Annotated in this window: 16 protein-coding genes; 3 read left to right on the top strand and 13 right to left on the bottom strand. The window is 72.2% G+C overall.

Features of this window, described 5'->3' with window-relative positions; all coding sequences use genetic code 11:
• Positions 1 to 67: 67 nt before the first annotated feature.
• The 3 genes from I2501_RS12245 to I2501_RS12235 all read right to left on the bottom strand — a co-directional run bounded on the left by I2501_RS12245 (position 68) and on the right by I2501_RS12235 (position 3,754).
• Positions 68 to 1,156, bottom strand: coding sequence for an NADH-quinone oxidoreductase subunit B family protein (locus I2501_RS12245; RefSeq protein WP_196193942.1), 1,089 nt, complete (start codon positions 1,154 to 1,156; stop codon positions 68 to 70).
• A 114-nt stretch (positions 1,157 to 1,270) separates the two neighbouring features.
• Positions 1,271 to 3,076: an enoyl-CoA hydratase-related protein gene (locus I2501_RS12240; protein WP_196193941.1), complete on the bottom strand. Its 1,806-nt coding sequence runs from the start codon at positions 3,074 to 3,076 to the stop codon at positions 1,271 to 1,273.
• A gap of 138 nt (positions 3,077 to 3,214) precedes the next feature.
• On the bottom strand, positions 3,215 to 3,754 hold the full coding sequence (locus I2501_RS12235; RefSeq protein WP_196193940.1) for an SRPBCC family protein: 540 nt from the start codon (positions 3,752 to 3,754) through the stop codon (positions 3,215 to 3,217).
• A 231-nt stretch (positions 3,755 to 3,985) separates the two neighbouring features.
• Between I2501_RS12235 and I2501_RS12230 the strand changes: the two genes are divergently transcribed.
• On the top strand, positions 3,986 to 4,849 hold the full coding sequence (locus tag I2501_RS12230; protein WP_196193939.1) for a mechanosensitive ion channel family protein: 864 nt from the start codon (positions 3,986 to 3,988) through the stop codon (positions 4,847 to 4,849).
• Between the two features lie 13 nt (positions 4,850 to 4,862).
• On the opposite strand, the gene I2501_RS12225 is transcribed toward I2501_RS12230, so the two are convergent.
• From I2501_RS12225 to I2501_RS12205, 5 genes are all read right to left on the bottom strand, one after another.
• The gene (locus I2501_RS12225; protein WP_196193938.1) at positions 4,863 to 5,192 is read right to left on the bottom strand and encodes a DUF6401 family natural product biosynthesis protein; all 330 of its coding nucleotides are present in this window, start codon (positions 5,190 to 5,192) and stop codon (positions 4,863 to 4,865) included.
• A gap of 109 nt (positions 5,193 to 5,301) precedes the next feature.
• The gene (locus I2501_RS12220) at positions 5,302 to 5,643 is read right to left on the bottom strand and encodes a DUF1801 domain-containing protein (RefSeq protein WP_196193937.1); all 342 of its coding nucleotides are present in this window, start codon (positions 5,641 to 5,643) and stop codon (positions 5,302 to 5,304) included.
• A 38-nt stretch (positions 5,644 to 5,681) separates the two neighbouring features.
• Entirely contained in the window at positions 5,682 to 5,891 is a 210-nt protein-coding gene (locus I2501_RS12215; protein WP_196193936.1) for a hypothetical protein, read from the bottom strand.
• Between the two features lie 44 nt (positions 5,892 to 5,935).
• The gene (locus I2501_RS12210) at positions 5,936 to 6,553 is read right to left on the bottom strand and encodes a DUF998 domain-containing protein (RefSeq protein ID WP_196193935.1); all 618 of its coding nucleotides are present in this window, start codon (positions 6,551 to 6,553) and stop codon (positions 5,936 to 5,938) included.
• 109 nt (positions 6,554 to 6,662) lie between these two features.
• The gene (locus tag I2501_RS12205) at positions 6,663 to 7,223 is read right to left on the bottom strand and encodes a hypothetical protein (RefSeq protein ID WP_196193934.1); all 561 of its coding nucleotides are present in this window, start codon (positions 7,221 to 7,223) and stop codon (positions 6,663 to 6,665) included.
• A gap of 151 nt (positions 7,224 to 7,374) precedes the next feature.
• Here I2501_RS12205 and I2501_RS40575 point away from each other — a divergent pair, with 151 nt between their 5' ends.
• Positions 7,375 to 8,334 carry an ArsR/SmtB family transcription factor gene (locus I2501_RS40575; protein ID WP_196193933.1) on the top strand — a complete coding sequence of 320 codons (960 nt, stop codon included), beginning with the start codon at positions 7,375 to 7,377 and terminating at the stop codon, positions 8,332 to 8,334.
• 20 nt (positions 8,335 to 8,354) lie between these two features.
• On the opposite strand, the gene I2501_RS12195 is transcribed toward I2501_RS40575, so the two are convergent.
• Together I2501_RS12195 and I2501_RS12190 are read right to left on the bottom strand one after the other, a co-directional pair.
• Positions 8,355 to 9,119 carry a class I SAM-dependent methyltransferase gene (locus I2501_RS12195; RefSeq protein ID WP_196193932.1) on the bottom strand — a complete coding sequence of 255 codons (765 nt, stop codon included), beginning with the start codon at positions 9,117 to 9,119 and terminating at the stop codon, positions 8,355 to 8,357.
• 117 nt (positions 9,120 to 9,236) lie between these two features.
• Positions 9,237 to 11,324, bottom strand: coding sequence for a glycosyl hydrolase family 8 (locus I2501_RS12190; protein WP_328806328.1), 2,088 nt, complete (start codon positions 11,322 to 11,324; stop codon positions 9,237 to 9,239).
• A gap of 285 nt (positions 11,325 to 11,609) precedes the next feature.
• Between I2501_RS12190 and I2501_RS12185 the strand changes: the two genes are divergently transcribed.
• Positions 11,610 to 12,449 (top strand): TIGR03560 family F420-dependent LLM class oxidoreductase, encoded by an 840-nt coding sequence (locus I2501_RS12185; RefSeq protein WP_196193931.1) that lies wholly within the window; start codon positions 11,610 to 11,612, stop codon positions 12,447 to 12,449.
• A gap of 25 nt (positions 12,450 to 12,474) precedes the next feature.
• On the opposite strand, the gene I2501_RS12180 is transcribed toward I2501_RS12185, so the two are convergent.
• From I2501_RS12180 to tenA, 3 genes are all read right to left on the bottom strand, one after another.
• Positions 12,475 to 13,254 carry a DUF1684 domain-containing protein gene (locus I2501_RS12180; protein WP_196193930.1) on the bottom strand — a complete coding sequence of 260 codons (780 nt, stop codon included), beginning with the start codon at positions 13,252 to 13,254 and terminating at the stop codon, positions 12,475 to 12,477.
• Positions 13,255 to 13,539: 285 nt separating this feature from the next.
• Positions 13,540 to 14,355, bottom strand: coding sequence for a TVP38/TMEM64 family protein (locus tag I2501_RS12175; protein WP_196193929.1), 816 nt, complete (start codon positions 14,353 to 14,355; stop codon positions 13,540 to 13,542).
• Entirely contained in the window at positions 14,343 to 15,005 is a 663-nt protein-coding gene (gene tenA / locus I2501_RS12170) for a thiaminase II (RefSeq protein WP_196193928.1), read from the bottom strand. The genes I2501_RS12175 and tenA overlap by 13 nt, the downstream gene beginning before the upstream one ends.
• Positions 15,006 to 15,017 lie beyond the last annotated feature (12 nt).

Here is a 15,017-nt window from a genome sequence, read left to right as displayed (position 1 = left end):
CGTCGTGTGCCGTGCCCTTCTGCTTGCGCTGCTCTTCCTGAGGTCTGGGACGAGATGTGACGGAACGTCACCAGGGCTTGCGATAGCCCGTGGTGAGCTCGCGGCCGGTGTGGCGCCACTTGGGCTCCTGGTCCACCGTGTGCGCGGTGATCGCGCGCAGGCGGCGGATGGCCGCGCCGTAGATCTCGCTGGCCGTGCTGGACACCTTGCCGCCGGGCGGCTCGTCCATGAACGGCATGAACTTGTCCGGGAAGCCGGGCATGGTGCAGGCGATGCAGATGCCGCCCACGTTCGGGCAGCCCCCGATGCCGTTGATCCACCCGCGCTTCGGAACGTTGCACTTGACGACCGGGCCCCAACAGCCGAGCTTCACCAGGCACTTGGGCGAGTCGTAACTGGTCGCGAACTCGCCCTGCTCGTAGTAGCCGGCACGGTCGCAGCCCTCGTGGACGGTCGCACCGAACAGCCAGGTCGGCCGCAGCTTGTCGTCCAGCGGGATCATCGGCGCGGAACCTGCCGCCTGGTAGAGCAGGTAGGTCAGCGTCTCCGCGAAGTTGTCCGGCTGGATCGGGCAGCCCGGCACGCAGACGATCGGGATCCCGGCCTTGGACTTCCAGTTCCAGCCGAGGTAGTCCGGCACGCCCATGGCGCCGGTCGGGTTGCCGGCCATGGCGTGCATGCCGCCGTAGGTCGCGCAGGTGCCGATGGCCACGACCGCCAGCGCCTTGGGCGCCAGTCGGTCCAGCCACTCGCTGGTGGTGATGGGTTGGCCGGTCGCGGGGTCGTCGCCGAAGCCGCACCAGTAGCCCTCGGGCTTGATCGACTCGTTGGGGATGGACCCCTCGATCACCAGCACGAACGGCTCGAGTTCGCCGCGATCGGCCTTGAAGAACCATTCGATGAACGCGTCCGCGCCCTGGACGGGGCCGCATTCGAAGTCGATCAACGGCCAGTGGACGGCGATCTTGGGCAGACCGGGGAGCGCGCGCAGCGCGATCTCCTCGATGCTCGGCTGGGTGGCGGCGGTCAGCGCCACCGAGTCACCGTCACAGCTCAGTCCGGCGTTGATCCACAGAATATGGATCGGCGCCTCGTCGTCCTCGGCGCTCAGAGCGGTGGCCCCTGCGGTCATGGTGGAAGGCTTCGCATCCGACATGGATGCCTCCTGGGGGAAGGAATCAACGGACCCGGACGTCAGTGGATCCAGACAACGGCGTCCTGGTTACTGGATACCGCGCGCCACGCCGCAGCGGCCCGCCAAGCGCGGCTGTCAGAGTGACGTGTGCACAGCCGACCGGGCGACCGACTGGCCCGGAGGCCGTCCCTGAGGCGTGCGGGGAAGCGGTGGCCGCAGGTGCTCCGGCGTGGCGAGGACGGCGTGCTTGTGCACGAAGGCCCGACGCAGCGCGTGGTAGGGCTGTTCGGGGTCGAAGAAGATGGTGTGCATGCGCTCCAGCTCCGCCTCGCGGAAGACGCGCAGCGGACGCTCCGCCTCCTGACGCTCCAGCGCGGCCTTCTTCCTGGCGATCCGGGCGGGCGTGCCGGGCATGGCGGCCAGGTGCTCCGCCAGATGGGCGGCGTGCGCGCCGAACTCGTCCGCCGGGCAGACGATCGCCCGCTCCACCAGACCCAGCGCGACCGCGCGCTCGACGCTGACCGGCAGTGCCTGGGTGACCAACGCGTGGGTGGCCTGCAGGCCGACGCGTCGGGGCAGGGTCAGGGTCCAGAACTCCGAGCCGGTCAGGCCCATCAGCCGGTAGTGCGGGTTGAGCACGACGCCGTCCCGGCACCAGACCTCGTCGGCCGCCAGCGCCAGCATCGCCCCGCCCGCTGCGGCGTTGCCGCCGAGCGCGGCGACCACGAGTCGGTCGGTGGTGGTGAGCACGGCCTCGACCAGGTCGTCGATGGCGTTGATGTTGGCCCAGGACTCCAGCCCGGGGTCGGCCGCGGCCTCGATGACGTTGAGGTGGATGCCGTTGCCGAAGAAGTCCCGCTGCCCGCCCAGCACCAGCACCGAGGTGGGCCGACTGCACGCCTCGCGGTAGGCGTCGAGGAGCCGACGGCACTGGCTCGTGCCCATCGCGCCGCCCGCGAACGAGAACGACAGCATGCCGACCTCGCCGTGCTCGCGGTAGCGGATGTCCGTCCAGGTCCGGCGGTCGGCCGGAAGCTCCAGTTCGACCGGCTCCTCGTGCAGTTGGGGCAGTCGTGCCCCGAGCGCGAGGGTCGCGGGCAGCGCGAAGGTGCTCTGCGCGCCGGGCGTACGGCGCGGGCGCAGCTGCGGGATCCACACCGCGCCGTCCACGGTGGCGCGGCAGACAGCGCCGTGACGGGTCGCCAGTAGCTCCCCCGGACGGCCGCGCAGCCGGTCCTCCTCGTGCCCGCCGTGCAGGAACCACTCCCCGTCCAGCAGGTCGTCGAGCACGCCCGGCTGCGAGTCCGCCGCGCGGAGCTTGCGCAGCACGTCGGCGGTGGAGTCGGCGGACCAGTCGATGCGCCGCTCGGGCTGGCGCAGGAAAGGCCTGGTGACGACCCGTCGGCGGATCTCGGGGAGATGCTGCGACAGCGGCCCGCGGTCACCGTGCTCGTGGGCACCGGGCTCGCGGGCAGCGGGCTCGTGGGCCCTGGAGGCGAAGCGTTCGACGGCGAGGAGGACCGCCTCCAGTGCGGCGTCGGCGATCTCGTTGCGGTAGAGGTCGCTCTTCCCGCGCGGTGGCAGCGGGCAGTCGACGGTGGCCCAGACCGGGCCCGCGTCCATCTCCGCCTCGGCCTGAAGGACCGTCACTCCCCAGGTGCTGCACCCGTCCTGGACGGCGCGATCCAGCGAGGAGGGGCCGCGGTCGCCGAGCGGCCCCGGGTGGACGATCAGGCAGGGGACGGTCGTCCACACCTCGTCGGGCACCGCCGTCTTCAGCATCGGTGCGACGATCAGCTCCGGCGACCGCTCCCGCACCGCCGCTACCAGCGCTGCCCCGCTCGCGAGCTCCACCCCGACCGTGTGGCCCCGGTCGCGCAGGGCGGCGAAGACGCGCTGCGTCAGGCTGTTGAAGGCGGACGCAACGAGCAGGATCTCCATCACAACCTCCCGGCCCCCGCGGCGGAAGCGCGGGACTCGGCCACCACCGAGCGTCCTGCGCCACCGGACCCTCGTGAAGCCGCCGCACCGCAGGGTCACCCGATTCGCCCCACCCGCGCAACGGAAACGACAGAACCGTCAGTCCCGGCCGGGGACGGGAGCGCCGGAGGGGAAGCCGGCCGCGAGGTAGGCGGCGTAGCGGTCCTCCCAGGCGGCGGTCGGCCCGGCGTGAGGTCCGGCGTTCGCACCGCCGTCGAGGTGGACCCCGAGGGCCGCGAGGCAGAGTTCCCAGCCTGCGGCGTTACGGGCGGCGGCGTCGCGGGATTCGAGGACGTCGGTGAGCGCGAACCGCGTGCCGCCGCCGGGGAGCGGTGCCAGGTCGAGGTGCAACTCCTCGCCGCCCCAGGTGAAGTGGAGTCGACGGGAGGGTTCGGCGGCGAGGACCCGGCCGGTGGTGACGAGGTCCGGCGCGTTCGGGTCACCGCCGAAGGTGACCTCGGCGCCGGGGACCAGGTCGAGGGTGACCTCCGGCGCGGGGAACCACCGCGCGAGCTGGGCGGGATCGCTGACGGCCGCCCAGACGGCCGCGACCGGGCGGGCGTAGACACGTTCGAAGCGGACGGCCGGGCGGCCACCCTCGGGGTCGAGGAAGTGGCCTGCGTCGTCGGTACTGGTCATGACCGTTCGTTCCCTTCGTTCCTGCTCGTGCCTGCCTGTCCCTGCTCACCCCGGTCGGGGGTGACCACCCCAGTAGGTCACACACGGGACGCCTCGCGCATCGGCCGGCTGAGCGGGTGTCACCCGCTCGGACCGGTCGGCGCGCGAGCAGTGGTGCGGGCACAGAGGCTGGGAGACCAACAGGGATGCAGGCACGCGCCCCTCGGGGCGGCACAGCACGGAAGGTCCACCGTGTCCAACCCACTCACCAGTCAGGCCCAACAGGTCCATCTGGCCCTCAACGTGGACATCAGTGGCGGTATCTCCAACGCCTGGTCCAAGTTCGCGGCCTTCGTCCCCAAGTTCATCGCCTTCCTGGCGATCCTGGTCGTCGGTTGGATCGTGGCCCGGTTCATCGCCAAGATCCTCGACCGGCTGCTGCGACGCGTCGGCTCGGAGCGGGTCGCCGAGCGGGCCGGTATCGGACGGGCGCTCCAGGGCTCCTCGTACGACATGACCGGCATCATCGCCAAGATCGTGTACTACGCGATCATGCTGATGGCGCTGCAGCTGGCCTTCGGTGTCTTCGGGCCCAACCCGATCAGCGTGATGATCAACGCGATCGTCTCCTGGCTGCCCAAGGGCATCGTCGCCGTGGTCATCGTGGTCATCGCCATGGCCATCGCCAACGCGGTCAGGGACATTGTCGGGAACGCGCTCGCCAACGCCTCGTACGGCAAGGTCGTGGCGACCGTCTGCTGGGCGGCCATCGTGGTGCTCGGCGTGTTCGCCGCGCTCGGACAGACGGGGATCGCGACCTCGGTCACCGGTCCGGTGCTGTGGGCGATTCTCGCCTCGATCGCGGGCGTGATCGTCGTGGGCATCGGCGGCGGCCTGATCCAGCCGATGCGGGCCCGCTGGGACCGTTGGCTGGACACCGCCGAGCGGGAGAGCACGAAGCTGCGCCCCGGCGCGTCCGGCACGGCCTACCAGCTGGGCCGCGAGGACGCCATGACCAACCAGCCCGTCCGGGACATCGAGCAGACCGGCGAGCGCCGGGACCGCGGCGAGGGACGGAGCGAGGGGCAGGGCGACAACCCGCCCACGACGAGCTGAAGAGTTCGGCGCCTCAGGTCCGGGCGTCCGGGTCCAGCAGGCGGTGCTTGTGCACCAGCCAGCTGACGGCGGTGAGTCGGCAGACCGCGTAGTCGTGGCCGACCGGCTCCCGCCAGCCGATCTCGGCGAGGGCGTCCTGGAAGCCCAACGCGTAGTCCGCCAGATCCACGGGGTCCGGCGCCTTGGCCGTAAGGCCGGGCTCCGGGCCCCACAGGCGTTCCCGCAGCTCGGCGACGTGCTGGTCCACGGCCGCGACGAAGCCCGGCTCGAACGCGAACTCGGCGAAACGCGGCGCGAAGGCGTGGGCGACCCGGGCCAGGGGATCGGCGTGGAGCTCGGACATGCGCTCCACCGTACGGACGGTCCGGTCGCGTAGCGGCAGGTCGAGGGCCGGCTCACATGAGACCTTCGGCACAGTCGGCCGCGGGCGTCCGCGCACCCGCCGGTCCGGATCAGTCGGCCAGCGCTGCCGCCAGGAACGCCCGCAGCTCGTCGTCGGACATGCCTGCGGCGTCCTCCGGACGCAGTCGCAGGGTCGCCTTACCGTGGAGCAGATCCGGGTGGCGGGCGACGAAGCCGGTGGCGTCGGGGCGTCGCCAGCCGTAGAGCGAGACGCCGTGCTGCCACACGCCGACGTGGAGGCGGCGCCCGCCGACCCGGTAGGTCGGCATGTCGTAGGAGAGGGCGACCTCGGCGTCGGGGTGGTCGGCGAGGATCAGCCCGTGGATCCGGTCGAAGAGCGGGCGGTGCTCCGCCCGGATCGCGTCGACGTAGTCACGCACTGCCTGGTCCATGTGGCCCTGACCTTCTACGGCGGCGGTTCGGACGTGGCTCAGGACCAGGTCGACCGGTCGCCGCCGATCCAGGTGACGGTCTTGGGATCGTCGAGGTTCACGTCGTGGAACCCACGGTCGCGGCAGAGGCGCAGCACGTCCTCCTGCCGGAAGGCCGGGCCCGCGTCGTAGCCCTGGATCTCGACCCGGCGGAACGGACGCGCGCCGGGGACGACGGAGTGCACGGTGACCAGGGTGCTGGTGCTCATGTTTCCAGCGTGCCTCAGGCGGCGGCTGCGGGCATCCCGCGCGGTCACGCCCGGTCGGCGGCGGCCGTCCGCCGGTGGCGCACGTGTTCGAGCTCCAGGCAGGAGACCACCACGACCAGGGGCCACAACGCCTGCAAGCCGGTCACCACCCGCTCGGCGACACCCGCCTCGCCGTGTCCCCACGTCTCCAGCAGGAACCAGCCCGCTCCGATCAGCGACACCAGCGTGACCATCGCCCCCAGCATCGGACGCAGGCCCCACGCCGGCGCGCGCCGCCGGTACGCCGCCAGCACCGGCCAGACGGCGAGGAACGAGTAGCCGACCACCGCGGCGGCGCTGTGCTGCATCGACCCGCCGCTGGGCGGCACCGGGGAGAAGGCGACCAGGATCGACGCCACTCCCCCGGCCGCCAGCGCGAGCCTCCCCGCGGCCCCCGCGACGCGCAGGCCGATCGCCGTGACCAGATGGCACGCGCCGAGCCCGCCGATGGCCCCGGCCATCAGCCAGGAGTCCGCCGCGCCTCCGCCCGCCAAGGCGCTGATGGTCTCGGTCACCGGGTCGTATCCCGGCCCTTGGAGCGAGGCCGAGACCAACCACCCGCCGACAAGCAACAGAGGCGCTGTCCCCGACGACACCAGCGCCCACCAGGGAACAGGTCGCATCAGTCCACGGTAGGTCGCACCCGTCCGACGCGCGCTCCGAGCCGGAGGCGGGCCGGAGGCGGGGGCGGGCGTCAGCGCCGCGCTCAGGACCAGCGCTCAGGACCAGCGCTCAGGACCCGCCGAGCTCCTGGCACAGGTTCTCGGTGGACCCGTCGTGCCGGGTGACGTACGGGTAGTGGTCGGCGGTGATCTGCACGGTCAGGCTGCCGCTCAGGATCGAGTAGCCCTGCGCCGCGTAGGGGTTGCCGGCCCGGATGCCCAGGCCGAGGTGGCCGGAGACCACCCAGGTCTGGCTGCCGTCGGCGTGGTAGTACAACCACGCCGTGCCGGTCAGGTTCTCGTCCGTCCAGGCCCCGGTGGCGTCGTCGGTGTAGCGGAACACGAGCTGACCGGTGATCTCCTGCTCCGTGGGCTCCCCCGAGCTGTCCACGGCCAAGGTCCGGATCTTCTCCTGGTCCGCCACCGAGTGGCCGCTCAGCGGGAACGAGCAGACCTCGCCCGCCGCGTCGCTGAACGGCCCGCTGCGGTAGCTCTGCCACGGACCGGGCGCGTCGGCCGCCGCCGTCCCCGGCAGGGCGAACGCGAGGCCGACGCCCGCGCTCAGCAGCAGTCCGACGGCGGTGCGGGTTCTTCGGGCAGGTCTGCGCTCGTGTCTCTGCGCTCGGTACATCGGGCCTCCGTCAAGGGGGTTGGAGAAGGTGCGCACCAAGCCTGCCCCGCAGCCGAATTGACGTGCGATCATTTCGTGCCCGCCCGAAGCGTGGCAGGCTGGGGAGCGTGCCGGACGGGCGCGATCGGAGGCGGGGGCGGTCATGCTGTGCGTGCGGTTCTCGCCGGAGGACCTGCTCAGGGTGCGCCTCGCCGCCGCGCCCGCGCCGCTGGTCGAGGCGGGGTTGGCGCTGACACTGCTGCGCGCGGGCAGTACCGATCCGGCGCTGGCCCGGTGGCGGCGCGGTGCGCTGCCCTCGCTCACTCCGCCGGTGCGGTCCCTGCTGGAGCTGCTGCGGCCGGACACCGGGCTCGGCCCGCTCTTCCTCGATCCGCCGCTGGCGGACGCCGACGAGGCGGTCGCCCTGGTCGCCGCCACGCCGCGTGAGGAGGCCGCACGCGAGCTGCGCCGCGTTCTGGGCGACCAACGCGCCGTCCCGGCAAGGGCGGTGGCGCTTTCGCGCGGAGAGGCGCGTGCCTGGCGGGAGTTGGAGACCGCGCTGACCGCCGCGCACCGCGACTTCCTGCGACCGTGGTGGCCGCAGGTACAGGCGGGGTTCGCCGCGGACGTGACCTGGCGCAGCCAGGTGCTGGCGACCGACGGGCTGCGGGCACTGCTCTCCGGGCTGGTCACGGGGGCGAGTTGGTCGGGCAGCGTGCTGAGGCTGCCCAGCGCCCGCGACCGCGACCAGGAGCTCCGGCTCAGCGGGGCGGGCGTGACCCTGATGCCGTCGCTGCTCTGGCGCGGCGCGCCACTGTGGACCTGGGCGCCGGACGGCTCGTTGCTGCTCGTCTACCCCGCGTTGCGGGCGCTGTCGCTGGTCCCGCCGCAGGACGCGTCCACGGATCCGCTGGCGGCGCTGCTCGGTCCGACCAGGGCGCAGGTGCTGCAGCTGCTGGCGCGGCCGCAGACCACCGGCGGGCTGGCCCAGCAGCTGGGGATCAGCCCGGCCAGCGCCTCCGGCCATGCGAAGACGCTGCGGGCGGCCGGGCTGGTGACGACCTCCAGGGACGGCAAGTTCGTGCACCACGCCTGCACCCCGCTGGGGGCGCGGCTCCTGGGCGGCGGCTAGGGGCCGTTTTGGACCTCCCGTCAGGCGCGGCGGGCCACCATGACGATCTCCCTGCTGCGCTCGTCCAACGGGCCGCCGGACCAGTCGCCGTAGCGGGCGGTGACGGTGAAGCCCGCCTCGGCGAGGAAGGCGTCCAGGGCGTCGACCTCCAGGAAGCGCAGGCTGTCCCGGCCGACCCGGAGCACGGTGCCGTCGGGCGCGGACGTCGTCTCGGTCACGGTGACGACGCCGTCGGTCACCGACTCCACCGCGTTCGAGACGAGCAGCGTCCGCCCGGTGCCGTCGACGAGGGTCGAGGGGCTCTCCGAGGTCCAGCTCTCCCAGGCGCGCGCCTGCGGGTGACGCGTCTCGAAGGCGAAGACGCCGTCGTCGCGCAGGGCCGCGCGGATCGCCGTGAGCGAGCTGCGCAGCTCCTCGTCGGTCACCAGGCACTGGAACGCGTGGCTGACCATGGTCGCCAGGGCGAACTCGCCCTGCCAACGGGCCTCCGCCGCACGGCCCTCGACCCACTCGACGTCGTCGCGACGACGCGCCCGCGCGAGCGAGGCGACGTCCGGATCGAGCCCGACCAGACGACCGCCATGGCCGTGCGCGCGGGCATGACGCAGCATCAGACCCGTGCCGCAGCCCACGTCGAGGACCGAGTCCGCCGCCATGACCAGGTCGGTGTAGAAGGCGTCGCCGCTCGGACGCACCTCCGGCTCCCAGGGGTTGAGCAGGTCGTAGAGCGCGGCGTCGTCCGCGTCGGAGTATCCGGCTGCGTGGTGCCCGGGTTCGGAGTCCATCCCGGCAGTGTCGCGCCGCCGAATCGCTTGCGGCAAAGGGGTTTTCCGACGGCGGCTCCGCCCGCCCCGGTCAGTTCGGCCGGGTCGGACGGAGCCGCTCGTTCAGGTCGTCGACTGTCAGTCGACGTTGATCGCCGTGTCGTCGATCACGAAGTCCGTCGTGCCGCCGTTCTTGTCGGTCTCGGCGCCGGTGAACTTCAGCGTCACCGTCTGGCCGAGGTACGGAGTCAGGCTGAAGGAGTGCTGAGCGTAGCCGGTGTTCTTGTTGAGGTTGGAGAAGGAGCCGAGCGTCCCCAGCACCGTCCCTGCGGAGTTGAGCACCTGGACCGAGAAGGTGTCCGGCGTGGCCGTGGTCGTGTTCTCGGTGGTGTCGATGTGCTGCCAGTAACTCAGGGTTGCCGTGGTGCAGTTGCTCGGGAGGGACACCGTCTGCGCGATGGTGTCGGTGTCGGCCGTTCCGTTGCCGTCGAACCACGCGATCCAACTGCCCGAGTGCGCGGGCTCAGCACTCGTCGCCTGCGTGATCGGGTTGAACCCCAGCGTCGACGACGCCGTCCACGGTGCGGTCGTGGCACCGTTCTCGAAACCCGGGTTGCCCAGCAACTGCGCCGCCGTGCACGAGCCACCGCCGCTGGACGCGGTCACGGTCAGGCTGTAGGTGGCGGTGTGGCTGCCGGAGGCGGCGGTGCCGGTGACGGTGATCGGGTACGTTCCGGCGGGCGTCGTCGCGGACGTCGAGACGGTGAGCGTGCTCGATCCGCCCGAGGTCACCGAGGCCGGGCTGAACGACGCCGTCGCCCCCGAGGGCAGGCCGGAGGCGGCCAACGAGACCGACTCCGCCGAGCCGGACGCCACCGCCGTCCCGACGGTCACCGTCGCGGCCGAACCCGCGGCGACCGAGCCGGAGGCCGGGGACGTGGAGAGTGAGAAGTCGCTGGAGGTGCCGGTGCCGACCGTGGCCGGGTTCCAGTAGTCGCCGGCCATCACCAGGTAGACCAGCATCTTGATGGACTCGCCGTAGTAGCCGTCCCCGAACGGGTTGGTCGCCAGCTGGTTCCAGATCGCGTCGGTCCAGGACTGGTCGCCCGAGGCCATGGCCGCCGGTCCGACCGCGTCACCGGCCTCCTCCGCCTGGTCGCTGGTCGAGTACGGGGTGCAGTTGAGGTTGGTGTGCGGGTACACGTTCTGCGGGTTGCCGCCCGACTCGGCCTTCAGACAGGCGGATTCGAGCTTGGCGAGGCTGTATTCCGTCGCGGCCACTGTGGTGCCGTTCTCCAGCGCGTCGGTGCCCATGTGCCAGGGGACGCGGATGGAGTTGTAGCCGACGATGTTGTCCGGCTGGTCCTCCTGGTAGTTGGCCGGGGCCGGGGAGGGCGAGGTGGTGTTCGCGTTCACCACGAAGTCGGAGAGCAGGCCGTCGTTGGGCGAGTACGCCTGGGTGTACTCGGTGTCGAGCTGCTGGGTCCGGGTGATGACCTTGTTCCAGTCGTGCGTGGTGTCGTACGCCGCGAACGCCCGCAGGTGGTCGAGCATCTGGTCGGACGGGCGGGTGTCCGTGTTCGGTCCGTCGTCCTCGCACTTGAGGTGACCGTCCGGCGCGACGTCGTGGTTCCAGAAGCTGGTGAGCCAGGTCATCGCGTCGCTGGTGTAGCCGCCCCACTGCTTGTCGGCGAGGATCAGCCCGTAGCCGATGTCCAGGTCACCGTCGGTGGCCGCGTCAGGCGTGCCGGAGCTGTAGTACTTGCAGGTCTTGCCGTCCAACTGCCACTGCATCAGGCCCCACTGGTCCTCGTGGTCCTTGACCAGCTGCCAGAGGCCGTTGAACTCGGTCTGGGCGTTGGCGTCGTAACCCGCCATCAGCGGCACGATGTTCATCCCGTAGCCCTGACCCTCGGAGACCGGGCCGTTGTTGGTCGCGTCGCTGTCGCCCTTGGTCGAGACGTAGTACTCGTTCGACGCGCAGCCGTGGACCAGGTAGGTGGCCTTCCACGAGTCGTACTGCTTCTCCACCGCGGCGTCGCGGGCCGACTGCGACGCGGACGGCATCACCCCGACCTTGTACGTCTGGTGCTGCGGGAACGGCATCGCCGGTCCCGTCGCCGCATGCGCCGGAACCGCGGCCAGCGCGGTGAGCGCGGTCATTGACGCCCCGATCAGGGCGCCGCTGACGCCGACGGCTAGAGATCTCTTCCCAGGATGGCGCACACGGACTCCTTCGCTCGGGTCCGGCCGGGTGTCGACCGCCGGACCGACGGAACGTCAAGTGGCGTACAGAGCAGCTGTGGTGGCGTTCGGGCGCGCGTGGGATCGACTGCGCGTCGGGAGCGGGCGCAGCTGCGGTCGTGCAATGGTTAGGAAACTTTCCTTACGAGAATTCGTCAAGATGGCGGACGCAAAGTCCGTACACAGCTTGTGTCGTGCGCAGGTCACGCCCAGGTCAGCGGCTCGCCCACCATGGACCGGTATCCGGGCGGCCGGTAGCGTCCCCGCATGCGCTTCGCCTTCAAGACCTCGCCGCAGAACACCTCGTGGGACAACCTGCTGGCCGTCTGGCGGGAGGCCGACACGATCCCGCTGTACGAGTCCGGTTGGACCTCGGACCACTTCCACCCGACCCACAGCGCGGACCCGGCCGTGCCCCGGTTCGAGGGCTGGATCACCCTGGCCGCGCTGGCGCAGGCGACGGCCCGGCTGCGCTTCGGCACGCTGGTCACCGGCGTCCACTACCGGCATCCGGCGGTGCTGGCCAACATGGCCGCCACGCTGGACGTCATCTCCGGCGGGCGGCTGGAGATCGGCATCGGCGCCGGGTGGAACGCCGAGGAGTCGGACGCCTACGGCATCGAGCTCGGGACGCCGCGCGAGCGCAGCGACCGGCTCGAAGAGGCCTGCGCGGTGCTGGTCGGCCTGCTCTCGCCGCAGCCGACGCTGACCTTCACGGGCCGTCACTACCGGCTGGCCGACGCCCGGTGCGAGCCCAAGCCGGTGCAGCGGCCCCATCCGCCGCTCTGCATCGGCGGCAGCGGAGCGGCCCGGACCCTCCGCACCGCGGCCCGCTTCGCGCAGCACTGGAACTTCGACACCGGCCCGCTCGCCGACTTCCGCAAGGCCCGGGACATCCTGCACGGGCACTGCGCTGACCTCGGCCGCGATCCGGCCGAGATCCGCGTCTCGGCCCAACTCCGGTACGCCGGAGACCCGTCGGCGACGGCGGCCGAGGCCGCGGCGTTCGCGGAGGCGGGTGCGGACCTCGGCATCGTCTACCTGCCGACGCCCTACACGCCGTCCGTGCTGGAGCCGCTGGCCTCGGCGCTGGAGCAGGTGGGCTGAGCCCTGGGGCCAGCCCCAAGGTCGCTCAGTGCCGGAGCACCCGGCTCTCCCCCGCAGCGACGGCGACCGTGAGCCGGTTGCCGGACGGCGGGAAGGGACAGAGGAAGTGGTCCGAGAAGGCACAGGGCGGGAGGTAGGCACGGTTGAGGTCGAGGACCGTGCTCCCATCCTCCGCCGGGGCGGGGAGGTCGACGAAGCGGAAGCGGTAGTTCTGTTCGTCCGCGTCGGCGAAGACCGCGTGCAGCGCGCCGCTGTCCGCCCGGCCGACGGCGAGACGGAGCGGGCTGCCGTCCAGCTCGAAGGCGACCTCACCCGCCAGGGCCAGGCCGCGCGGGCGGCCGTCCGCGTTGTCGACCTGGACGACCTGCGGGTCCGGGTACGCCGTGAACCGCGCCGGGAGCGTCCACGCCGCGTCGTAGGGGTGCGCGGCGATCCCCGCGAACGCCGCACGCGCCGGGGCTGCCGGGTCGTAGACACGGACCGCGTACTCGCCCTCGCGCAGGATCAGCAGCAACCGCCGTCCGCCGTAGGTGATTCGGGAGGGCTTGGCCGCCGTGTCCGGGCAGAGCCGCACGGTGCGGTCCAGCGGTTCGTCGTCGACCGCCAGGCCGTCGTGGCGCGCGGCGGTGAGGGTGACGCAGCCGCCCTCGGCGTCGAGCTCCCAACGGCCGGGCACGCCGGGGACGCCCGGGCCGAGGTCGCGCAGCCAGTGCGTCCCGGTGAGCGCGAGGGGGCCGTGCGGCGCGCGGGCGGTGATGACGCGCTGGTCGATCCAGTGCTTCCAGTCGTCCTGGGCCGTGGACATGGGACTCCTCAGGTCGTTCGGCAGGTACCAAGCGGAGGTACGAAGAGGGTGACGCGATCCGCGGGCGCGGTCGGGCGGGCACGGGTGCCTGCGCGCACGCGCGTCGGCGAGGCGGCAGGACGGCAGCCGGGTCCGCGCGGGAGGCGGGGACGGGCGGGAATCAGAGGTCGGGCGTCAGGCGCGACACGCCGCGGACCACACCCGACCGAAGTCGATGTGGCCCCGGATCACCAAGCGCTGCCCGGTCCTCATATCGGACAGTTGACCAGCGGAACTGCGTTTTCGTCAACCGCGTTCCGCGCTCTGGCGCAGAACCGCGTTCTGACGCAGGCGACGGCCTTCCCGACCACGTCTCAGACGCGGAGCCAGCGTCGCGGCGCCGAGGGCGGCCAGGGCCGCCAGCGAGAGCCAGGTGCCGAGCGGGCTGGGCGCGGAGGCGGTCGCACCGGCCAGGACCAGCACGGCCGTTCCCGGCAGCACGCCGACGGCGGTCGCGGCGGCGAACGGCCGGATGCGCGTTCCGCCCAGCGCCGTCGCGCAGTTGACGACGGCGAAGGGCAGCACCGGGATCAGACGCATCGTCAGCACGGACCGGAACCCGTGACCGGTCAACTCCCGGTCCAGCGCGCGCCAGGCGCGGGCACGTAGCCAGGGGCGCAGCGCCTCGCGGCCGAGCCGGCGGGCGAGCGTGAAGGACGCCAGCGCGCCGAGGGAGGTCGCGACGACGGCCAACCCCAGCCCTTCGGCCAGCCCGAACCACGCCCCGGCGGCCAGGTTGAGCAGCGGCTTGGGCACGAACGCGACCGTCGCGGCGGCGTAGAGCGCGACGAACGCCGCCGCGGCCACGGGTGCGGGCATCCCGGCGAAGGGGTCGGCTCCGGAGAGCAGGCGCTCGCCGCCGAGCACCGCGACGGCGACGGCGACAGCCGCAAGCGCCCCGACGAGCACCAGCGGCCCGGCGATCCGGCGCGGCCCGGGCGCCCGGGACGGCCGGGACGGCACAGCAGTCCGGGCGGGTACGCGGGCCGGTGCGTCCTGCTCCGGCGCGTCCTGCTCCAGAGCGTCCTGCTCCGCTGCGTCCTGCTCGGTCAGACCGGCCAACGCTCCCCGATCCAGGCCGCGTTCCAGAACATCCACTCGTAGCGCGACGCGACGGTGAAGCGTTCCCGCATCCGCTGCCGCTCCGCCGGGGAGACCTGCTCGGCCAGCTCGTCGGTGAGTGCGACCACCCGGCGGACGATCTCCTGGAACGACTCGTCGCCGTAGACGGCGATCCAGCGGGCGTAGAGCGGGTCCGGGGACGACTTGGCGAGCAGCTGCTCCCCGACCCGGGCGTAGATCCAGTAGCAGGGCAGCACCGCCGCCACGGCCTCGGCGTAGCTGCCCCCGTAGGCGGCGGCCAGCAGGTAGCTCGTGTAGGCGCGCGTGGTCGGCAGCACCTCCTGGCTGAGCGGCTCCTCGCCCAGCTCCTCGCCGAACCCGGCCAGCATCTCCTGCTCGGCGGCGATCGCACCGGCGGCGTCGCTCAGGAACGCCTGCACCGACTCCGTCTCCGGGGCGCGGGCGCCGCAGAGGGCCAGGGCCCGCGCGTAGTCGCGCAGGTAGAGGGAGTCCTGCTCGACGAAGTGCCGGAAGGCGGTCCGCGGCAGGCTCCCGTCGGTCAGGCCGCGGAGGAAGGGGTGCTCCAGGATCTCGGCGTAGATCGGCTCGATGTCCGACCACAGTTCGTCGGTGAAACGGCGCAGGCTCATGCCCATGACCTT

The organism is Streptacidiphilus fuscans (genome assembly GCF_015690355.1).
In the GTDB taxonomy this organism is placed as follows: domain Bacteria; phylum Actinomycetota; class Actinomycetes; order Streptomycetales; family Streptomycetaceae; genus Streptacidiphilus; species Streptacidiphilus fuscans.
The sequence above is the reverse complement of the archived record's forward strand: the minus strand, read 5'-3'. Positions and strand labels throughout refer to the sequence as shown.

Bases quoted from the DNA above. Each gene is read 5' to 3' on its own strand.
- I2501_RS12245 (WP_196193942.1), bottom strand. From the start codon at position 1,156: ATGTCGGATGCGAAGCCTTCCACCATGACCGCAGGGGCCACCGCTCTG.
- I2501_RS12240 (WP_196193941.1), bottom strand. From the start codon at position 3,076: ATGGAGATCCTGCTCGTTGCGTCCGCCTTCAACAGCCTGACGCAGCGC.
- I2501_RS12235 (WP_196193940.1), bottom strand. From the start codon at position 3,754: ATGACCAGTACCGACGACGCAGGCCACTTCCTCGACCCCGAGGGTGGC.
- I2501_RS12225 (WP_196193938.1), bottom strand. From the start codon at position 5,192: ATGTCCGAGCTCCACGCCGATCCCCTGGCCCGGGTCGCCCACGCCTTC.
- I2501_RS12220 (WP_196193937.1), bottom strand. From the start codon at position 5,643: ATGGACCAGGCAGTGCGTGACTACGTCGACGCGATCCGGGCGGAGCAC.
- I2501_RS12215 (WP_196193936.1), bottom strand. From the start codon at position 5,891: ATGAGCACCAGCACCCTGGTCACCGTGCACTCCGTCGTCCCCGGCGCG.
- I2501_RS12210 (WP_196193935.1), bottom strand. From the start codon at position 6,553: ATGCGACCTGTTCCCTGGTGGGCGCTGGTGTCGTCGGGGACAGCGCCT.
- I2501_RS12205 (WP_196193934.1), bottom strand. From the start codon at position 7,223: ATGTACCGAGCGCAGAGACACGAGCGCAGACCTGCCCGAAGAACCCGC.
- I2501_RS12195 (WP_196193932.1), bottom strand. From the start codon at position 9,119: ATGGACTCCGAACCCGGGCACCACGCAGCCGGATACTCCGACGCGGAC.
- I2501_RS12185 (WP_196193931.1), top strand. From the start codon at position 11,610: ATGCGCTTCGCCTTCAAGACCTCGCCGCAGAACACCTCGTGGGACAAC.
- I2501_RS12180 (WP_196193930.1), bottom strand. From the start codon at position 13,254: ATGTCCACGGCCCAGGACGACTGGAAGCACTGGATCGACCAGCGCGTC.
- tenA (WP_196193928.1), bottom strand. From the start codon at position 15,005: ATGAGCCTGCGCCGTTTCACCGACGAACTGTGGTCGGACATCGAGCCG.